The sequence below is a fragment of the Bacteroidia bacterium genome, from assembly GCA_016218155.1.
In the GTDB taxonomy this organism is placed as follows: domain Bacteria; phylum Bacteroidota; class Bacteroidia; order Bacteroidales; family GWA2-32-17; genus GWA2-32-17.
In genome coordinates this window covers 1-18,668 of sequence record JACREQ010000107.1, presented here as the reverse complement: position 1 = coordinate 18,668, position 18,668 = coordinate 1, and the positions used below count along the sequence as shown (strand labels likewise).

Sequence of the window (18,668 nt, the reverse complement as noted above, 5' to 3'; positions counted from 1 at the left end):
CGCCATAAATACATTTATAATGAATCAGGAATTTGAACTTTTAAGAAAAGAAATAACTGTTTGCCAAAAATGCCAGTTAGCAAAAGGTAGAACCAATGTTGTTTTTGGAGAGGGTCCATTTAATGCAAAAATAATGTGCATTGGCGAAGGTCCTGGTCACGATGAGGATATTAAAGGCAGACCATTTGTAGGTCGGTCTGGTCAATTGCTTGATAAGATTCTTGCAGTATGTGGTTTTTCAAGAACAGAAAATGTTTTTATTGGGAATATTGTTAAATGTCGTCCACCAGAAAATCGTGCTCCATTTCCTGAAGAAAGAGCCACTTGTATTCCTTATTTATTAAAGCAAATTGAACTAATTCAGCCAAAAATTATTATTCTTTTGGGTGCTACAGCCTTAAATGGACTTGTAGATCCAAAACTTAAAATAACAAAGGTCAGGGGAAATTGGATAGAGTGGAATGGTTGTCTGGCAATGCCAACATTTCATCCTGCAGCATTATTAAGAAATCCAAATCTTAAGCCTGATTCTTGGGAAGACTTTAAAAAGGTTGTAACAAAGTATCGTGAACTTGTTGACCCGAATCACAAATCAGATCATTGTTAAGGGTTTTCAGGAAAAGAAACCAGACCATTAAAGCCATTCATTGTATTCTGAACTCCTGCAAAACCAAAATTTAAAGCAGCCAGTCTCATCTTTTCAATACAAATGGGTAGGTTTTTATTTTCTTCTGAGCTAAACTCGCTTAATACATAATCGGCTTGTTTCCCTCTCGAAAAATCGTTGCCAACACCAAAGCGCATTCTTGCGTAATTTTGGTTGCCAAGCATTTCGTCTATGCTTTTTAAACCATTATGTCCACCATTACTACCATTAGGTCTTATTCTGATGGTTGCAAATGGTAGGGCAATATCATCAAGTATTACAAGTAATTTATCAGGTGTGATTTTTTCTTTTTCGAGCCAGAATTTTACAGCTTTGCCACTTAAATTCATATAAGTAGTGGGTTTTATTAGAATGTAAGTTCTGCCTTTTGATTTTAATGTAGCAGTATAACTATGTCTGCTACTTTCAAAAACAAGATTGGACGCCTTTGCAAGGGCGTCCAATACCATGAATCCAATATTATGTCTTGTGCCGGAATATTCCGGTCCAATATTTCCTAAACCTGCAATTAAATATTTCAAAGGCTTTAGGAATTAAGATGTTTTACTTTTTAGCTGGAGCAGCAGGAGCAGCGGCAGCAGGAGCACCTTCAGCAGCAGGAGCGCCAGGAACAGCTTCAGCTTCTTTAGCAGCTCTGGTAACTCTTACTGATGCAACATTTTTATGAGAAGCTTCAGAAATTGTAAGGTTATCTAACTTAATATCTGAAACTCTGATTGATGAAGCAATTTTTAATTCTGTAACATCAATTTCGATAACTTCGATAAAATGTTTTAATAATCCTGTAACCTGAAGGCGACGTGCATCCTGATAAAGTTTACCACCATCCTGAACACCTTTTGCAAAACCGCTAAGTTTTACAGGAATAGATACTGTGATAGGCTTATCTTCGTAAATATTTAGAAAATCTATGTGAAGAATTTTATCTGATACTGGGTGAAACTGAATGTCTTTTACTATAGCCTTATGTTCTGTTCCATCAATATTGATTTTTGCATAATGAACATCCGGTGTATAAATTAAATGACGAAATTCACTTTCAATAGCTGAGAAGTGAATGTTTTTTTCTGTTCCGTAAAGTACGCAAGGTATTGCTTGCTCTCTACGTAATAATTTTGCAGATTTTTTTCCTACGTTTTCGCGCAATTTAGCGCTGATTTCAATTGCTTTCATTTTTTAATGTTTTGTGTTACTCAAAATTAATGTCCTGTTTACCCTAGACTTAACTTCCCATTACACTGAAAATAGAGGTCTTAAAAGGGACTGCAAATTTATGAAAATATTTGAATAATAAGTTCTTTTATACAATAAAATTAGAACTTATTGATTGGTAGTTATATACCTTGTTAATTATGTCTGCAAATAAATCAGCAATTGTAATAACTTTAATTTTTGACGACTGTTGTTTTAAAGGAATTGAATCGCTAACGAGTAATTCTGTAATTACTGAATTTTCAATTCTTTCATAAGCTTTTCCTGAAAGTACCGGATGTGTTGCTACTACTCTTACGCTTTTTGCACCTCTTCCCATCATCATTTCGGCAGCAAGGCAGACTGTTCCTGCTGTATCAATCATGTCGTCAACAATTACAACATTCTTATTTTCAACTTCACCAATAACGGTAATGTGTTCAACAACGTTTGCCTGTTTGCGTAATTTGTAGCAGATTGCCATTTCTGCACCTAAAAATCTTGCATATGCATTGGCACGTTTGGTTCCGCCCATATCAGGAGCTGCAACTACTAAATCGGGAATATTTAAATTTTTAATATAAGGAACAAATAAAGCTGATGCATAAATATGGTCAACCTGAATATTAAAGAAACCCTGAATCTGGTCGGCATGTAAATCCATAGTCATTACTCGGTTTACACCTGCAACGTTCAACATATCTGCAACTACTTTTGCACCGATTGAAACTCTTGGTTTGTCTTTTCTGTCCTGTCTTGCCCAACCAAAATACGGAATAACAGCAATAACCTCTAATGCTGACGCTCTTTTTGCGGCATCGGCCATTAGCATTAATTCCATTAAATTATCAAGAGGTGGAAATGTAGATTGTATTATAAATACTTTACAGCCACGTACAGTTTCTTCAAATGAAGGCTGAAATTCACCGTCGCTAAATACCGTTACAGTTGATTTTCCTAATTCACTACCAAATTTTTGAGCTATTTTTTCTGCAATGTATCTTGATTCACGACCGGCGAAAAATTTAACAGGATGTTTGCCAATTGACATATTTAAATTTTTAGAGGAGTTTGGCAAAAATAATAAAAAAAACGAGGTTGATTTTTTAAATCAAATGTTTTTATCAAAATTCCATTCACCGTTGGTTTTCTCAATCAGACCAAGGATTTCGTCACGACCAACTGCTGTTTTTGAAGATGAAAGAAAATGTGTTGGTAACTCTTCCCATGTTTCGTTGAGCTCTTTTTTTAATTGCTTAATATGTTTTTCAACATTCAGCTTTGTGATTTTATCTGTTTTTGTCGAAATTATTACAAATGGAATCCCCAGAAAACCTAAATTGTTAATAAACTCCATATCAATTTTTTGTGGCTCTAACCTTGAATCTACTAATACAAAAAGGCAAGCAAGGTTTGTTCTTTTTGCAAGATAATCGTCAATAAATTTACCCCATTTTGCAATTTCCTTTTTTGATGCAGAGGCATATCCGTAACCTGGCAAATCTACCAGATACCAGTATTTATTTATTAAAAAATGATTTATTAATCTGGTTTTCCCGGGTTTTACTGCTGTTTTTGCCAGACTGGTTCTATTAACCAGCATATTTATTAATGATGATTTACCTACATTAGATCTGCCTATAAAAGCAAATTCGGGAGCAGTGGTTTTTGGACAAAGTTCAAGTGAAGGACTACTTTTAACAAATTCGGCAGAGGTGATAATCATAAATTAAAAATTGGTGTTCCTTATATTTTTAAGGAGATACAAATTAACGCATTTTTAAGGGGAAAGCAAAAAGGCTTATTGCAGAATCAGTTTTATAAAAAGTGTTTTAAAAATATTTGTTTTAATTCTTGAATATTACAACTAATTTTTCTCTCAGAAATAATTATGGGAGTTCCCCATTTTTTAATCCATTTTTTCAATATATATCTTTGTATAATATTTTTATTCGCTAAATACTTATCATTGTTAGTTAATTTTATAATTATAACTTCAATATTAAATTCTTTTTTTATCTCTATTGTTGTAATATCATCCCAAAATATTGTCCCACATGAAAAAATACTTAAATTATCATTGATGCCAATGTTTGAAACCTTTAATAATGCATTCTTATCAAACTGAGTTTTTATAAATTCTAAAAAAGCAATAAATGTATAAGCGATAAAATATATAGTAAGTATTATTAATATAACAATGAAGAAAAGAGAAATGCCATGTTGTGAATATTCTTTAATAATAAAACTAATTATAACAAGCGATAAAAGACCAGTTATTAGTGAAATAGGGATTGTTTTTTTATTGACAGGAACTTCAATATTCATAAATTATTAATAATAACGTGTTTTATTTTTAAATATATACCTCCAAAATCTTCGAATTTCCTTTTGGTTTTAATGTTAACTCTTTTAATTCTGCAGGAATTAATATTGTTTCGCCCGTTTTTAGTGATTCGGATTTGTCTTCATAACAAATATCAACATTTCCTTCAATGCACATATAAATAACAAATGAGTCAATATCCAAATAATCCTTTTGTAAAGGTTTATCAAACTCAATAATGTTTGTTGTAAAATATTCGCAGCTTGCAAGAGTTAATGAATCGTTACGAATTGGTTTAAATTCTCGGCGAAATTCTTCTTTGCCTTCAAAATTTATTGCATCGAGGGCAAGTTCGGTATGTAGCTCGCGTGGATTTCCTTTATCGTCAAGTCTGTCCCAATCGTATATTCTATAGGTAACATCAGATGTTTGTTGTATTTCTGCTAACAATATTCCAGAGCCAATCGCATGAACTTTTCCGGCAGGAATAAAAAACACATCACCAGCTTTTACTTTTTCAACATTAAGAATGCTTTTTAAAGTTTTTTCTTCAAGATGTTTTAAATAAATTTCTTTGTCAATTGTTTTATCAAATCCTGAAATAAGTTCAGAGCCATTATCTGCTTGAATAACATACCACATTTCTGTTTTGCCAAATGCTTCGTGTCTTTCCTGTGCAAGTTTATCATCTGGGTGAACCTGGATAGAAAGTACATCGTTAGCATCAATAAATTTTATAAGTAATGGAAATTCCAATCCATATTTTTCATAAACTTTTTCGCCAACTAAATCAGACATGTAAATCTCTATTAATTCTGATAAAGTATTTCCTTCAAGAAAGCCGTTTGCAACAATTGATTCGTCACCATTAACGCCTGATATTTCCCATGATTCGCCACAGTTTGGTATATTGCCAAAGTCTTTATTTAAAATAGATTTTATTTTGTTACCACCCCAGATTTTATCTTTGAAAATAGGAGTAAACTTTAAAGGATAAAGCATGATTCGATTTAGGATTTAGTATTTACGAATAAGGATTTAAAAATAGTGAATTATATAATATAATCTACAGCAGCCTTTGCAACTGAAAATTGTTTGTTAAACTCAATAAACGCCTGATGAGCAGGGTGAGTTTTATAAATCTCAAATGCAGCCAGATTTTCAAAATCAATTGTTAAAACCAAATCAAATGCCCAGGCAACTTCAACAACATTGATTCCAACTTCTAATTTTTTAATTTCAGGAATATGTGATTTTAGATTTTCAAGTTTTTCTTTAACAATTTCAATATTTTTTAAATGCTCAGATTTATTCGCAGATTCTTTTATTTTGAACATTATTATATGTTTAAGCATTATATGTTTTTTTAGCTAAGATAAGTATTTTTTAGCCACTAAATCTCGAAAGCACAAAATATCACTAACTAATTAATATTTAAAGCGTGGTCTATTTAAAATTTTAATTTATTTATTCACTTCGTTAAGAGAATAGTTGTGTCTTTGAGGCGAAAGAACTCGAATGCTATAAGTTTATTGCACTTTTTAGAAGCTTATAACCAGAGCTGCTAATTTTTAGTTTTTCGTTATTACTTAAAACAGCAACATGGTTTTCTTTGTCGTAGTATTCAACTCTTTGTATAGTATCAACATTTGCAATATAAGTTCTGTGAATTCTAATAAACTTTGAAGAATCCAGATGATTCTCAAGATATTTCATTGTTTTTTCTTTCAGATAATTTCCTGATTTTGTATGCATTTTCACATAATCACCATCTGCTTCAAAATATAAAATATCTTCAACAGGAATTACCTGAATTTTGGAACCTGCTCTTACGGCAATTCGTTCCATTTTTGTTTGATGTGGTTCCAACGCAGTAATTACTGAGCTAATAGCTTGCTGTGAATTCTGGTTCTGATATATTTTCTCAACAGCTTTGTTTACAGCTGTAGTAAAACGATCTGAACTAAAAGGTTTAAGTAAATAATCAATAGCATTAGCCTCAAAAGCTTTTACAGCATATTGATCGTATGCTGTTGTGAAAATTATTGCAGGTTTGTGATCTAATAACTCTAAGATTTCAATTCCCGTAAGTTTTGGCATTTGAATATCTAGAAAAACCAATTGTGGTTTAAGTTCATTAATAGCTTTTAACCCGCTAAAACCATCAGAAAAAGTTCCGCAAATTATAATATTGGAAAATGTTTTTAAATAATGTAACAACAGTTCTGTTGCCGGTTTTTCATCTTCAATTATTATTGCTCTTATTTCCATATTAAGATTTTTGAGGTATTTGTAATTCAACAGCAAACAAATTATGCTCTTTGTTAATATTTAATAAATTATTTTGTTGAAACATAAGTTTTAGTCGTTCACTTATATTTTTAATTCCTAATCCGGTTCCTTGCCTCGACTTAGCTTCAGGATCAAAATTATTTGTTATTTCTATTTTCAGTACATTTTTCTCTGATGTACATTTTGTTTTGATTAAAATTTCTTCAGTGCTTTCATAAACTCCGTGTTTTACAGCGTTCTCGTATAATGGTTGTAGAATCATTGCAGGAACCAGTTTTTGAAAACATTTGTCGGAAATATTAAATATATGTTGTAGTTTGTTTCCAAATCTTATTTGTTCTATTTCAAGATATCGTTTTGCGTTTTCAATTTCTTCTTTTAATGAAACTAAACTACCCGAATCCTGTGAGATCGTATATCTTAAAAAATCGGATAATTTAATTATCATTTCCTGTGCTTTTGCCGGATTTGTAATAGTTAGCGAACTTATGGAATTAAGTGAGTTAAATAAAAAATGTGGATTAATCTGTGATTTTAAAAGATCTAATTCTGTAGTGCGGATAATTTCGTTTAACCTGGCTTCACGAATTGAACGTTCCTGCAAAGCGTTATAATAATTTATAATATAGTATATTAAAATTAGAATTGAGTAATAAAAAATACCGCTTATTATTCTCCATGGTAATGCCGTAGATAGAAATTTGTCGTAGTTAGTATTGTTTCCTGAAAACAATGAAAGAATAAAATCTCCAAGTGAAATCCATATTAATAAGAGAAATGCTGCTGAAGTTATATGAGTAATAAAACCATTTAACATTGGCGATTTATTGTAACGCGAATGGGCAACAATATACCATAATGATAAACCGAAAAGTGCAAAAAGGGTATTGAAAATTAATCCATCAATAATAGAATAACTAATGGAGATATTATAAAAAAATAATAAAACAGCGGCATGGATAACTGTTACTATTATCCATGCCCCTGAATATATTAAAAAATGTTGAAGGCTTTTAAAAAAGGGATGGTTCATTAATGTTTAATTAAATGACTTTATTTCGCCCCCGCCAAAAACAACACTTCCTTTAATTATTAATGTTTTGCTATTATCAATTACCTGATTGTTGTTTGCAAATCTTTTGTCAGAAAATGCTCCCATTATTGATGAAACCTGAATCTGCACTTTCCAGTTTGAAGGAACTATTACTTCTACTCCACCAAATACACATGCAATTTCAAGGTAGTTTTCAGTATCTGAAAGAGTAGTTTTTGTAAGGTCGATTTTTGAACCAGCAAAAACATTTGAAATTTTACCACCTTTAAAATTACATGGTTGAATAATTCTGTTGCTGCTTCCAAATACATTTGATTCATCAATTATACCTTCATCAAGCTTACTTCCAGATCTTATATGACCGTGATGGTGAGAAAATGAACGAAAGAAAACTCGTTTTAAAATCATTATTATTCCAATTAAAATAAGCAGGAATGGCCAAAAAAGATGAATAAAATTAAAATGGAATTCGACTAATCTGGGAAGAAAAAAGAAAACCCCTATTGAAGTTAAAATAACTCCTGCCCAAAATGATGATCGTTCAAAAAAATTAGCTAACCCAAGTGCTATTAATAATAGTGGCCAAGAAAAGATTAAATGTTTATATGTTGGGTCAAGAATGCCGGTGTTAAATCCTAGTAATATTAATCCGGCAGCTAATATTATAACTCCTATGATTATTTTTTTCATTCGTTTTTGTTTTGAACAAAAATAAGTTGTTGTTTCCATAATTGTAAATTTTTATTGATTTATTTGATGAGTCAAACTTACATTCATTATAAAAGTATAGAAAGTGCTAATCTTCAAAAAGAATCAATTTCCCGATGAGTAAATAAAAAAGGGGGTTAAAAATTCTGCAATCTGAGCAACATGCCAAGTTGGTAAAACCTAACAGGTTTTGAAATCTGTAATGATTATAATAAAAAAACCGTCGATACTAATACCGACGGCTTCCTCTGTTAAAAAGTGATATATATTAGAAAGAGAAAGAAAGTCCTGCTGACCAAGGGTAAACCTCTGGACCTTCATTACTCTTGAGGAGAGACGATAAACTATAGTTTACAAAAGCACTAACTCCATTGTATCCTATACGACCTGTTATTGCATATGTAATTGGAGATAGGTGAAAATCTTCACGTTGTTTTTCTTTGTTTGTGTTGCCGTTTATATCAAAAACCTGTTTTGTATGTGTGCCAATTCTAAGTCCGCCTATTACACCTGCTGAGAAATGTATATTGTCATGACCCTTGTTTACAGGTAATTGAAACTCAAGTAACAAAGGAATTGTAAGGTAGGTAACAACCATTTTATTTTTAGAGAATTTTAATACTGTGTCATTGTAATATGTTAAATTTGCTGAATCGCCAACCAATGTTATGTTTTTATCGAAACGATAATTGTTAAACTGTAAGCCTGCACCTGTAACTAAACCTACATATTTTTTAACAATACCAATGTTGAATTCAGCAAAATTTAGGCTGAAGTTCCATGATTTTGCCTGATTAAGATTCAAAAACTGATCTGAGCTATTTAATGAAAATGAATTATCTCTTGTTACAAATCCATTTAAACCAATGTCAAAGCCACCCCAATGACCATTAAATTTATTTCTTTTAATAGAATCATTATCATCGTTTTCATAAGTGATGGTTGTGTCATTGTCTTCAATTTTAACTAATTCATCTTTATCTGAAATGATGATAACTGTACTTCTTCCCAACTTAAAAGTTGTTGTGTCTTTTTTCTCCTGAGCAAATGCTCCTACTGTTAAAAAGACTGCTGCTAAAATTACTGTAAGCTTTTTCATATTCTAAAAATTTAAATTATTCTTGTTTAATTTTGTCATATGACGAACATATATTTTGAAAAGTTACAGACGAAGTCAAAGTTTTTTTCAATGAATGCTAAAAATATTTCAATGAATGACATTTAATATAAAATAAAAAGTTCGGAAAAGCATTATTCCGAACTTCTAAGTTATCAATAACACTAAAGATTATAAAAACCCTTTTGAACTTTTTTCGTTTATTTTTTCAATCTCTTTTTCTTTTTTGTTAATTGTTTTTCCTTTATTAAAACGGTAGCTTAGTTCGAGCATTACTATGTTTTTTAGTAAGTCAATATTATTAAATCTACTTTCGGTATATGTATCGGTTTTAATATAACTTCCTTGATTAAAATCGACTCCCCACGTAATAGGCGTAAAGTACAAAAGCATTACAGTTAATTTATCTTTAAAAAACGGTTGTTGTAAAAACAATATCCAGAAGTCATTATCGCCTTTATTATATCCTTGGGCTGTTATATATTTGCGCATATTGTTTTGAAACTGAAATCCTGCTACAGTTTTTGATTTTTGGTTCTGATATATCAATTGACTTGTCATTGACCAATCGTTAAAACTATTGGTTTTACTGCTATATTTTATGCTGCTATTAAAAAAGTCAAAACTTGATTGTAAAAAGACACTTTTACCAAAAGGTATAGTAAGGCTTGCTTCAACTCCATAGTTTTTATAGAATCCGGCATTGCTATAGTTGTATTCAAAAATACTGTCTGATCTTAATTTCCCGATTTCTGTAATGTAATTATTCGAAAAATGATAATATGGTTCTATTGTTATTAGTCCCTGCAAAATGGTAGTTTGAAGTGAAACTTTATTTGTTACTTCAGGTCTTAATCCGGGATTTCCGGTTTTTATACTTTGCATGTCAACCATATATGTGTATGGGTTAGTCTGGCTGATATTTGGATAATTGGTACTTGCTCTGTATTTAGCTTTAAAATTTACCATTTTAGACGCATTAAACTTTAAATCAATGTAAGGTTGAAAAATTAAATATGAGTTTTTCTGACCTCCTGCATCTGGTGAACTTGTTTCACCTACACCACCAAATTTTAAACTTAATTTTTTGCTTATTTGCCATGAGAAATACGAATAAAGTTTATGTCTGAAATCAGAATATTTAAATGTACTTAATGTTGTGTCAACTGTAAAATTACTTTTTAAATTTTCATATGTATTACCATAACCGAATTGAATGCTGGTGTTATTTTTAAATGTATGCAAGTATTCTAAATAAAATTTTGTGCTGTATTTGTGATCTTTACCTTCCTCGTTTCTTATGTAGTCAATGTTTTCTTTATAAATATTTGTATAGTTATTGGTATAATTTGAGAAAGTGAAATTTGAATTTATAACATTATTCTCATTTAATTTTCCCTCATAAAAAAGTGAACTGTATGAGTTTATATTATTAGTTTTGTTTTTTGATTCAGAATAAAAACTATTGTAAATACTGTCGTTTAGGCTATATGTAACTTTGTCTTTCTGTTCAGTGGTGTTATGTTTTATTGGTTGTGCCATTAACATGCTTTCCATACTGATAGTATGTTTTGGGTTAATATAATAATCTGCACCAACAGTGTAATAATTGTATTGCTGTTTTACTTTGGTGTTTATATCTTCATCTGAAATCGGACCACGCTCTATTTTTAAGCCGTTATTATATTCTTTTATTCCGGTAGAATTTAAGTTGAAATTATTATAACTATTGTTATATTTTCCATAAATATTTACTTTGTTATAAACATAATTTACTGTTGCAGAAATGTTATTTTGAACCGGAATATATTCCTGTTTTATTGCATCAGGATCAAGCATTGATCTGTCACTAACATAAATTTCAGTTCCCTGATAATCTTTTTTAAGAATAATATTAATTACTGCAGAATATCCTTCAAGTGCATATCTGCCTCCCGGATCACGAATTACTTCAACTTTCTTAAGTCTATCGGGTGAAAGATTCTTTACATATTCCTGATCTTTTTCAATACCATCAACAAGAATAATAACCTTACTGTCATTGTCTACTTTAATAGAATTATTATATCTGTCATAATCAACTCCGGTCATTTTGTCTAGTACTTCTTTGGTGTTTGCTGTTCCGGATTTCATTTTGTCGGTAACTACTTGTACATCTCTGTCAACCTGAGTTTCCCTTGAACTTTCTGAAACAGATACTTCATTCAATGTATTTACATTAGGTACAAGTTTAAAAACTCCTATAAATTTGTTTTGTGTTACAGCAATCAATGCTGTAGTGTCGGTATTGTATCCAATGTAACTAATTACAAAGCGATAGTAACCGCCATCAAGTGAAAGAGAAAAAAATCCTTTATTATTTGTTACAGTACCTGTGATCAAACTATCTTTAGCATTCAGTACCGAAATATTGCAAAATTCTAATGCCCCTTTTGTTTGGTTATCTTTTATTTGTCCTGTTACTTCAACTTTATCTTGTGCATATGAAAAACCAAAGCATAGGCTAGTAATAATAATTAAGAATAAATATTTCATGATGTTAGAATTATGATACTTTAAGGTAATTTATTTATGTACAGTTCTGGAGAAACCTATTTTACCAATATTAAATGAGAAACGTTTGGTGTGATTCTTTTTGTCGGTTGTGTTTTCAACTTTTACAGGTGTTCCTGTTATGTATTCTAAGCCTTTACTTCCAGCTTCAACAACATCCCAAACACCAATACTTGCTAGTCCAGAATTTCTTGCTGTAATTGATGCATAAGGAACATTATCAATCATATCACGGAAATGTTCATATTTTGAATTTGCAAATACAGCTTCCATTGTTTTGTTCAGGTTTTCATTTGTTTTAACAGTATTGTTAGCTATAGGATTAATGCTTGAATTAATTATTTTATTTTGTTGAATAATGTTTTGTTCTTTGGAGCTTGTGTCAGGATTAATAATAGCTTTATTTTGAGCTATATTGTTAAAAGTATCAGGTGTATGATTAATATAAATGTTGTTTTTAATTTGTTTTTGTTTGTTTGTTGTTATTGCAAAATTATTTTCAGATGAATTTTCAATTGGGGTAATTTGTTTTTTAGGAACAATAATATGATTTTGTTTATTTGAATTTGCAAACATTTTTCCTGTTTGGTTTTGTTTACCAAAAAATCCGGAGTTGAATGCAATTATTACCAATAATGCAATAGCAGCAGCAGCCGGAATAATCCTTGTAAATAATACTTTTGCAGGTGTTAATGTTTTGTGCTTTAAAGAAGATTTATTTGGAAATACTATAGAGGTATCGGGTTTTAGAATAGTTTTATTAAACAGTTCAAATTCTTTTTTAAAATCGTCACTATGATTAAGCAGAGTGTTAAATTCTTTTTTCTGAACTACACTAAGTTCATTTTCTATATGACCAATACAAAGCTCAGTAGTTGAAATTTCAATATGTTTTAAAGAATCTTTAGCTGAAAACTCAATAGATAAATCTGGTTTTATTAAAGTTAATTCAAAAAGCTTTAATTCTTTTTCAAGTTCAGGATATAACTTTATCTGAGTATCTAATATTGAAATTTCTTCTTTTGTTAAAGTGTGTTCAATTTTGCCAACACAAAGTTCATTGAATTTTTCTTTAGTAATAATATCAGTTGAATTTTTCTTTAAACTGTCTTTGGCATTGAAAGTAATTTTCTCAGGTTCAAGATTTATGTTTTTTACTAAATTCAATTCTTCTTCAAGGTCTGGGTTTTCGGCAAGAAATGCCATAAATTCGAGTAAATCACCGCGCGAAAGATTATTGTCGAGGTAATCGACAAAAAACATTTCGTAATTATTGCGGTTAATTTTCATCTTTTTATTTTTTACACTAAAACTGACATACTACCAATATATTCTTTTAAAAATACTCTTGCTCTGTATATATATACTTTAACCTGTGCTTCAGTTAAACCCGTAATTTCTGAAATCTCATCATAAGAATATCCTTCATAATCACGAAGTAAAATAACAGAGCGTTGATCTTCAGGAAGTTTTGCTATTGCTTTATTTAAAATTTCACCAACGTCAGAATAACTTCTGTTAGTTGAATATTCCGATTGATCAGCCTGTTCAAAATTTACTATTCTTTTATTTTTTCTTATTGAATCGATCATTGTATGATAAGCAGTAGTGAAAATATATGATTTTACTTTTTCTGAATTTACATTTTTTACATTAATCCATAATTTTTCAAACGTGTCTTGCACTATATCTTTTGCTTTGTCGGTATTTCTTATGTTCTTTAATATGAACCTATAAACCCCGTCAGAGTATGTGTCTACAGCTTTATTATAATCTTCAGTCGTCATTCAGCAAGTTCGATTTCGGGAATATGACGATGCAAGTTACAGAAAAGTTACAGCACGAAAATTATTTTTTTTAATTCAGTTAACTATTAATTCAAAAACTAAGAATTTTAAATGAAAAGTCACATAAAATGATAGTTAATCCTAAACTTTAAAAAATATTTGCTACATTTTTTTGCAATTAATAAAAATACTTTACCTTTGCACTCCCAACAAAAAGGGATGTTCTTTAATTCATGGCCCGTTCGTCTAGGGGTTAGGACGCCAGGTTTTCATCCTGGAAACAGGGGTTCGATTCCCCTACGGGCTACAAACTTTAGTTTAAAAATAGAAAATTATGGCAAACCATAAATCATCAGAAAAACGCATTCGTCAGACCGAAACACGCCGTGTTGAGAACAAATACTACGCAAAAACAACTCGTAATGCTGTAAAAGCTTTACGCGAAAGCACAGATAAAAAAGCAGCTGCTGAAATGTTACCAAGAATTGCTGGTTTACTTGATAAACTTGCAAAAAAGAATGTAATTCATAAAAACAAAGCTTCAAATCTTAAATCAAGTCTTACTTTACACGTAAACAGCTTGAAGTAAAAAATATTTAACTATTTAATAAAAAAGTCTTCCTATTTTTGAGGGAGACTTTTTTTTATGGAACAACCCGAAAAATTTAGTATTAAAAATTGGTCAAAAGAGGATCGCCCACGCGAAAAACTTCTTTTAAAGGGAAAAGCAAGTCTCTCACCTGCAGAATTATTAGCAATATTAATTGGAAGTGGAAACAGAAATGAGTCTGCTGTTGATTTGTCAAAAAGAATTTTAAAGTTAGCAGGAGATAATATTAATGAACTTGCTAAATTTGACATTAATAAGCTTAGAGAAATAAAGGGAATAGGCGAAGCAAAAGCCATTACAATACTCGCCGCACTTGAATTGGGGCGCCGCCGTAATGCGGAAAAAGCAATAGAGCAAGATACAATAGTTTCAAGTCAACAAGCGTTTGAGTATTTGCAATCAATAATAGGAGATTTAACACACGAAGAATCACATTTTATAACTTTGAATCAGGCTAGTAAAATTATAGCACATCATAAAACAAGTCAAGGTGGAATGGCAGGAACTGTAATGGATCCACGCATTATTTTAAAACAGGCTTTAATGGATGGGGCTTCAAAAATTATACTTGCTCATAATCATCCGAGCGGTAATTTACAACCTAGTGAAGCCGATAAAATTATTACCAATAAAATAAAAGAATCTGCAAAACTGATGGATATAGCTCTATTAGATCATCTGATAATTACTCAGAAAGCATATTTTAGTTTTGCCGATGAAGGGTTACTTTAATGTAAATAACTAATAAGGAAGAATGTTACTTGTTTATACAACAGTTATTACCAATAGATTAAATTACATTCTAAAATTTTTATTAGGGTCGTTAATCGGTTGCGAATATAAAGTCACAACTGATTTAACAGAATTCTCAAATTATTCAGGACCAAGAATAAACTATTCAAATGATAATAGCAAAAATGGTATCTGGGTTTCGGCATCCGAATTGCTTTTTTCAGATGAGATAATAAAATTTGAACCCGAGGTTGCTGAAAATAGCTGGGGTAAAATTATTTTTCCCAAAAATGAAAATATTGAAATTCCATTTGACTTATTTGCAGCATCGTTTTATTTAGTAAGCCGTTATGAAGAATACTTGCCCTTTGATTCTGATGTGCACGAAAGGTTTACTTATAAATCTTCTGTTGCTTTTAAGGCAGGAATTTTACAAAAACCTGTTATTAATATTTGGGCAAAAAAACTAAGTGAAATATTAAAAACTTCTTACCCAGAAATAATTTTTAGAAAACAGAATTACAATTTTATTTCTACTATTGATATTGATAACGCATTTGCCTATAAAGGGAAAGGGTTGCTGAGAACTTTAGGAGGATATGTTTTATCATTGTTGAAAGGAAAAACAGCAGAATTAAAACAAAGAACAAGAGTGTTAAATGGAAGAATTCAGGATCCATATGATAGCTATGATTTTATTCGCGAATTAGTCGTAACAAACAAAATAAATTCTAAGGTTTTTATTCTTTCAGGAAAGTATTCTAAATTCGATAAAAATGTAAAACTTACTGAGAAATTATTTTCGAAAAAAATTAAAGATCTTTCTTGTTTCAGTGAAATTGGAATTCATCCATCTTATAATTCAAATTTTGAAAATACCTTACCTCAAGAAAAAAGAAATCTTGAAGAAGTAATTGAAAAGAAAATAATAATATCTCGCCAGCATTTTTTAATGATTAAATTTCCTGATACCTATCAAAAGCTAATTGAAAATGGGATTAAAATTGATTATTCAATGGGTTATTCTGATATTGTTGGTTATCGTGCAGGAACCTGTTCACCATTTTATTTTTTTAATTTGAAGAAAAATGAAGAAACTGAACTTTTGATATATCCTTTTACTTGGATGGACAGAACGTTGCGTCAGCATTTAAATCTTTTACCTGATGTTTCTATTGAGTTAATAAATAAAAATATTGAAGAAATAAAGGAATTAAATGGCACATTTGTATCTTTATGGCATAATGAATCACTTGGAGATTCAGGCTATTGGAAAGGATGGAAAGCTGTTTTCGAAAAAATGATTATTAAAGCGAAAGAAAGTTGAAGATTCAATATTTACAACATAAAAAAATTGATTTTAAAAAATGGGATGATTGTATCAGAAAATCCATAAATGGAAATTTATATGCATTTTCGTGGTATTTAAACATTGTTAGCAAAGGCTGGAATGCATTGGTTTTAAATAATTATGAAGCAGTAATGCCATTAACGCATTCCTCTAAAATGGGAATTGCTTTTCTTGCTCAACCATTATTTGCACAGCAACTGGGGGTGTTTTCAACAAAAGGAATAAGTCCCGAAATTGTAAATGAATTTATTTCAGCAATTCCAAAATCTTTCAGGTATGTTGAGATCAATTTAAATAAATACAATGTGTTAACTTCGTTAACAAAAGGAATAAGAAAAAATCACAATTTTGAACTTGATTTAATTTTTACTCATGAGCAATTGTTTAGAAAATTTTCTGAAAATACACGCCGTAACATTGGTAAATCAATAAATAATGGGTTGAAAATTATTCCGAATATTTGTTCCGTAAATGATTTTGTAAAGCTTATAAAAAACAACGTTGGAGTAAAAGTAGAATCAGTTCCTGCAGAAAAATATAATGATATAAAAAAAATTATAAATTTTGCTCTTCAGAATAACTTCGGAGAAATATTGGCAACGTATAATCAAAAAAATGAGCTGGTTGCCGCTGCTTTTTTTATATTCTCTCATAAAAAGGTAATTTACCTTTTTGCTGCATCAACTGAGGAAGGGAAAGAAAAAAGAGCAATGTTTCTGATTATTGACGAATTCATTAAAAAATATTCAGAAAAAAATTTAATTTTAGATTTTGAAGGATCTAATATAGAAGGTCTAGCTAGATTTTATAAAGGATTTGGTGCAACAGACTGTGAGTACTTGACAATAAAGCAGAACCGTTTACCATTTCCACTTAAATTGTTTAAAAAGTAATAAGATGGAAATAAAAGTACTTAGCGAAAAAAACACTGTTTTAAACCAATTTCTCTCTGAAATAAGAGATGTTAGTGTTCAGCGTGATAGTTTACGTTTTCGTCGTAATATGGAACGCATTGGCGAAATAATGGCTTATGAAATTAGTAAACAGTTGGTTTACGAGGAGAGGGAGGTTACTACACCACTTGGTATTGCTAATGTAGTTACACCTTCTGAAAAGCCTGTTTTAGCTACAATATTAAGAGCCGGTTTGCCTCTTCATCAGGGTTTGTTAAATTATTTTGATGGTGCAGATAGCTCTTTTATAAGTGCTTTTAGAAAATACAGCAAAGATGGTTCTTTTCATATCGAATTGGAATATATTTCCTGTCCAAACCTTGAAGATCGTACTTTAGTTTTGTGTGATCCAATGCTTGCAACAGGTTCTTCAATGATATTAGCATTTAATTCATTATTGAAAAATGGTAAACCAAGACATACGCACATTGTTACGGTAATTGCTTGTAAAGACGGAATTAATTATATTCAAAAACATTTGTGTTCTAAAAATGTTACTTTATGGGCTGCTGCTGTTGATGAAGAGCTAACAGTAAAGTCATTTATTATTCCAGGCTTAGGCGATGCAGGTGATTTGGCATATGGTAACAAAGAACACAATTATTAAATCTCAGTTGACTAATTCAATTGAAGATGAACAATGTTCTATAAAATATCAATATTACTTTTAGTTAGTTCTGTAAAGTTTATTTTTGCATTTCCATTAGCGTTAGGATATAAATTTTCTTTTATTGAAACACTTTCTTATACTTCTTTAGGTGGAATGTTAGGGGTTATATTTTTTGCATTTATTTCTGATGAATTAATTATTTTTTATAACTGGTTTGTACATGTATATATGCACAATCACCCGAAATCCCGATCCTTTGGTAAAAGCATAAAGGATGGTTATAGAAAAATATTTCCTAAGAAAGAGAAAAAGATCTTCAGTAAAAAATCAAAACGATTTGTTAGAATTAAACAATCATGGGGGCTTGCAGGAATATCTATTTTAACTCCATTAATTTTATCTATTCCAATAGGTACATTTTTAACGATTAGGTTTTTTAAAAGATCTAAAAAAACAATACTAATACTTTGTTCCTCCGTATTGTTCTGGTCATTGTTTTTTAGTAGTATTTTACACTTTACTACAATCAGATTTTAGTAACAATACATTTATCTTCACAATTTGTTAGTAATTCTGAAATGTTTTTCTTAATTACCGGATGAACCCATTCAGGAAGTATTGACTCATCCGATGACAAGCGAAGAACTCGCTATCGGTCAAAACATTGCAAACATGATTGAAGATGGTTCTACGCTGCAAATGGGTATTGGAGCCATT

Annotated in this window: 21 protein-coding genes and 1 tRNA gene; 8 read left to right on the top strand and 14 right to left on the bottom strand. The window is 30.5% G+C overall.

The genetic code is table 11. The annotated features are described in order from the left end of the window. Nucleotides 1–19: 19 nt before the first annotated feature. Nucleotides 20–607: a uracil-DNA glycosylase gene (locus HY951_17770; protein ID MBI5541909.1), complete on the top strand. Its 588-nt coding sequence runs from the start codon at nt 20–22 to the stop codon at nt 605–607. On the opposite strand, the gene HY951_17765 is transcribed toward HY951_17770, so the two are convergent. The 14 genes from HY951_17765 to HY951_17700 all read right to left on the bottom strand — a co-directional run bounded on the left by HY951_17765 (nt 604) and on the right by HY951_17700 (nt 13,695). Continuing rightward, nucleotides 604–1,188 carry an aminoacyl-tRNA hydrolase gene (locus tag HY951_17765; GenBank protein MBI5541908.1) on the bottom strand — a complete coding sequence of 195 codons (585 nt, stop codon included), beginning with the start codon at nt 1,186–1,188 and terminating at the stop codon, nt 604–606. The genes HY951_17770 and HY951_17765 overlap by 4 nt on opposite strands. 22 nt (nt 1,189–1,210) lie before the next feature. Further along, a complete protein-coding gene (locus HY951_17760) occupies nt 1,211–1,840 on the bottom strand; it encodes a 50S ribosomal protein L25/general stress protein Ctc (protein MBI5541907.1) in 630 nt (209 codons plus the stop codon). Between the two features lie 127 nt (nt 1,841–1,967). After that, entirely contained in the window at nt 1,968–2,909 is a 942-nt protein-coding gene (locus HY951_17755) for a ribose-phosphate pyrophosphokinase (protein ID MBI5541906.1), read from the bottom strand. Between the two features lie 60 nt (nt 2,910–2,969). Then, the gene (locus HY951_17750; GenBank protein MBI5541905.1) at nt 2,970–3,584 is read right to left on the bottom strand and encodes a YihA family ribosome biogenesis GTP-binding protein; all 615 of its coding nucleotides are present in this window, start codon (nt 3,582–3,584) and stop codon (nt 2,970–2,972) included. A gap of 92 nt (nt 3,585–3,676) precedes the next feature. Continuing rightward, nucleotides 3,677–4,186 (bottom strand): hypothetical protein, encoded by a 510-nt coding sequence (locus HY951_17745; protein ID MBI5541904.1) that lies wholly within the window; start codon nt 4,184–4,186, stop codon nt 3,677–3,679. A 28-nt stretch (nt 4,187–4,214) separates the two neighbouring features. Continuing rightward, nucleotides 4,215–5,186 (bottom strand): class I mannose-6-phosphate isomerase, encoded by a 972-nt coding sequence (locus HY951_17740; GenBank protein ID MBI5541903.1) that lies wholly within the window; start codon nt 5,184–5,186, stop codon nt 4,215–4,217. 50 nt (nt 5,187–5,236) lie between these two features. Continuing rightward, on the bottom strand, nt 5,237–5,539 hold the full coding sequence (locus HY951_17735; GenBank protein MBI5541902.1) for a Dabb family protein: 303 nt from the start codon (nt 5,537–5,539) through the stop codon (nt 5,237–5,239). A gap of 166 nt (nt 5,540–5,705) precedes the next feature. Further along, nucleotides 5,706–6,455, bottom strand: a complete 750-nt coding sequence (locus HY951_17730; GenBank protein ID MBI5541901.1) for a LytTR family transcriptional regulator DNA-binding domain-containing protein — start codon at nt 6,453–6,455, stop codon at nt 5,706–5,708. Between the two features lies 1 nt (nt 6,456). Then, on the bottom strand, nt 6,457–7,509 hold the full coding sequence (locus tag HY951_17725) for a histidine kinase (protein MBI5541900.1): 1,053 nt from the start codon (nt 7,507–7,509) through the stop codon (nt 6,457–6,459). 6 nt (nt 7,510–7,515) lie between these two features. Beyond that, nucleotides 7,516–8,220: a hypothetical protein gene (locus HY951_17720; protein MBI5541899.1), complete on the bottom strand. Its 705-nt coding sequence runs from the start codon at nt 8,218–8,220 to the stop codon at nt 7,516–7,518. 286 nt (nt 8,221–8,506) lie between these two features. Further along, on the bottom strand, nt 8,507–9,337 hold the full coding sequence (locus HY951_17715; protein ID MBI5541898.1) for a hypothetical protein: 831 nt from the start codon (nt 9,335–9,337) through the stop codon (nt 8,507–8,509). A 189-nt stretch (nt 9,338–9,526) separates the two neighbouring features. Beyond that, nucleotides 9,527–11,890 (bottom strand): TonB-dependent receptor, encoded by a 2,364-nt coding sequence (locus tag HY951_17710; protein ID MBI5541897.1) that lies wholly within the window; start codon nt 11,888–11,890, stop codon nt 9,527–9,529. A gap of 30 nt (nt 11,891–11,920) precedes the next feature. Then, on the bottom strand, nt 11,921–13,198 hold the full coding sequence (locus tag HY951_17705; GenBank protein MBI5541896.1) for a hypothetical protein: 1,278 nt from the start codon (nt 13,196–13,198) through the stop codon (nt 11,921–11,923). Nucleotides 13,199–13,209: 11 nt separating this feature from the next. After that, nucleotides 13,210–13,695 (bottom strand): RNA polymerase sigma factor, encoded by a 486-nt coding sequence (locus HY951_17700; GenBank protein ID MBI5541895.1) that lies wholly within the window; start codon nt 13,693–13,695, stop codon nt 13,210–13,212. A gap of 235 nt (nt 13,696–13,930) precedes the next feature. On the opposite strand from HY951_17700, the gene HY951_17695 reads away from it, so the two are divergent. The 7 genes from HY951_17695 (at nt 13,931) to HY951_17665 (ending at nt 18,488) form a co-directional block, all read left to right on the top strand. Beyond that, nucleotides 13,931–14,002: transfer RNA gene (locus HY951_17695), tRNA-Glu, on the top strand. Nucleotides 14,003–14,029: 27 nt separating this feature from the next. Then, entirely contained in the window at nt 14,030–14,284 is a 255-nt protein-coding gene (locus HY951_17690; GenBank protein MBI5541894.1) for a 30S ribosomal protein S20, read from the top strand. 57 nt (nt 14,285–14,341) lie between these two features. Further along, entirely contained in the window at nt 14,342–15,037 is a 696-nt protein-coding gene (gene radC / locus HY951_17685; GenBank protein MBI5541893.1) for a DNA repair protein RadC, read from the top strand. 22 nt (nt 15,038–15,059) lie between these two features. After that, the gene (locus HY951_17680) at nt 15,060–16,364 is read left to right on the top strand and encodes a polysaccharide deacetylase family protein (protein ID MBI5541892.1); all 1,305 of its coding nucleotides are present in this window, start codon (nt 15,060–15,062) and stop codon (nt 16,362–16,364) included. Continuing rightward, nucleotides 16,361–17,281, top strand: coding sequence for a hypothetical protein (locus tag HY951_17675; protein MBI5541891.1), 921 nt, complete (start codon nt 16,361–16,363; stop codon nt 17,279–17,281). The genes HY951_17680 and HY951_17675 overlap by 4 nt, the downstream gene beginning before the upstream one ends. A gap of 4 nt (nt 17,282–17,285) precedes the next feature. Continuing rightward, nucleotides 17,286–17,948: a uracil phosphoribosyltransferase gene (upp, locus tag HY951_17670; GenBank protein MBI5541890.1), complete on the top strand. Its 663-nt coding sequence runs from the start codon at nt 17,286–17,288 to the stop codon at nt 17,946–17,948. Between the two features lie 33 nt (nt 17,949–17,981). Then, nucleotides 17,982–18,488 (top strand): hypothetical protein, encoded by a 507-nt coding sequence (locus tag HY951_17665; GenBank protein MBI5541889.1) that lies wholly within the window; start codon nt 17,982–17,984, stop codon nt 18,486–18,488. The last annotated feature ends 180 nt before the right edge of the window (nt 18,489–18,668 follow it).

Excerpts from the sequence above, each read along its gene's own strand:
- HY951_17750 (MBI5541905.1), bottom strand. The coding sequence starts at position 3,584 with ATGATTATCACCTCTGCCGAATTTGTTAAAAGTAGTCCTTCACTTGAA.
- HY951_17770 (MBI5541909.1), top strand. The coding sequence starts at position 20 with ATGAATCAGGAATTTGAACTTTTAAGAAAAGAAATAACTGTTTGCCAA.
- HY951_17740 (MBI5541903.1), bottom strand. The coding sequence starts at position 5,186 with ATGCTTTATCCTTTAAAGTTTACTCCTATTTTCAAAGATAAAATCTGG.
- HY951_17725 (MBI5541900.1), bottom strand. The coding sequence starts at position 7,509 with ATGAACCATCCCTTTTTTAAAAGCCTTCAACATTTTTTAATATATTCA.
- HY951_17690 (MBI5541894.1), top strand. The coding sequence starts at position 14,030 with ATGGCAAACCATAAATCATCAGAAAAACGCATTCGTCAGACCGAAACA.
- radC (MBI5541893.1), top strand. The coding sequence starts at position 14,342 with ATGGAACAACCCGAAAAATTTAGTATTAAAAATTGGTCAAAAGAGGAT.
- HY951_17730 (MBI5541901.1), bottom strand. The coding sequence starts at position 6,455 with ATGGAAATAAGAGCAATAATAATTGAAGATGAAAAACCGGCAACAGAA.
- HY951_17745 (MBI5541904.1), bottom strand. The coding sequence starts at position 4,186 with ATGAATATTGAAGTTCCTGTCAATAAAAAAACAATCCCTATTTCACTA.
- HY951_17715 (MBI5541898.1), bottom strand. The coding sequence starts at position 9,337 with ATGAAAAAGCTTACAGTAATTTTAGCAGCAGTCTTTTTAACAGTAGGA.
- HY951_17720 (MBI5541899.1), bottom strand. The coding sequence starts at position 8,220 with ATGAAAAAAATAATCATAGGAGTTATAATATTAGCTGCCGGATTAATA.
- HY951_17680 (MBI5541892.1), top strand. The coding sequence starts at position 15,060 with ATGTTACTTGTTTATACAACAGTTATTACCAATAGATTAAATTACATT.
- upp (MBI5541890.1), top strand. The coding sequence starts at position 17,286 with ATGGAAATAAAAGTACTTAGCGAAAAAAACACTGTTTTAAACCAATTT.
- HY951_17665 (MBI5541889.1), top strand. The coding sequence starts at position 17,982 with ATGTTCTATAAAATATCAATATTACTTTTAGTTAGTTCTGTAAAGTTT.
- HY951_17735 (MBI5541902.1), bottom strand. The coding sequence starts at position 5,539 with ATGCTTAAACATATAATAATGTTCAAAATAAAAGAATCTGCGAATAAA.
- HY951_17755 (MBI5541906.1), bottom strand. The coding sequence starts at position 2,909 with ATGTCAATTGGCAAACATCCTGTTAAATTTTTCGCCGGTCGTGAATCA.
- HY951_17760 (MBI5541907.1), bottom strand. The coding sequence starts at position 1,840 with ATGAAAGCAATTGAAATCAGCGCTAAATTGCGCGAAAACGTAGGAAAA.
- HY951_17700 (MBI5541895.1), bottom strand. The coding sequence starts at position 13,695 with ATGACGACTGAAGATTATAATAAAGCTGTAGACACATACTCTGACGGG.
- HY951_17705 (MBI5541896.1), bottom strand. The coding sequence starts at position 13,198 with ATGAAAATTAACCGCAATAATTACGAAATGTTTTTTGTCGATTACCTC.
- HY951_17710 (MBI5541897.1), bottom strand. The coding sequence starts at position 11,890 with ATGAAATATTTATTCTTAATTATTATTACTAGCCTATGCTTTGGTTTT.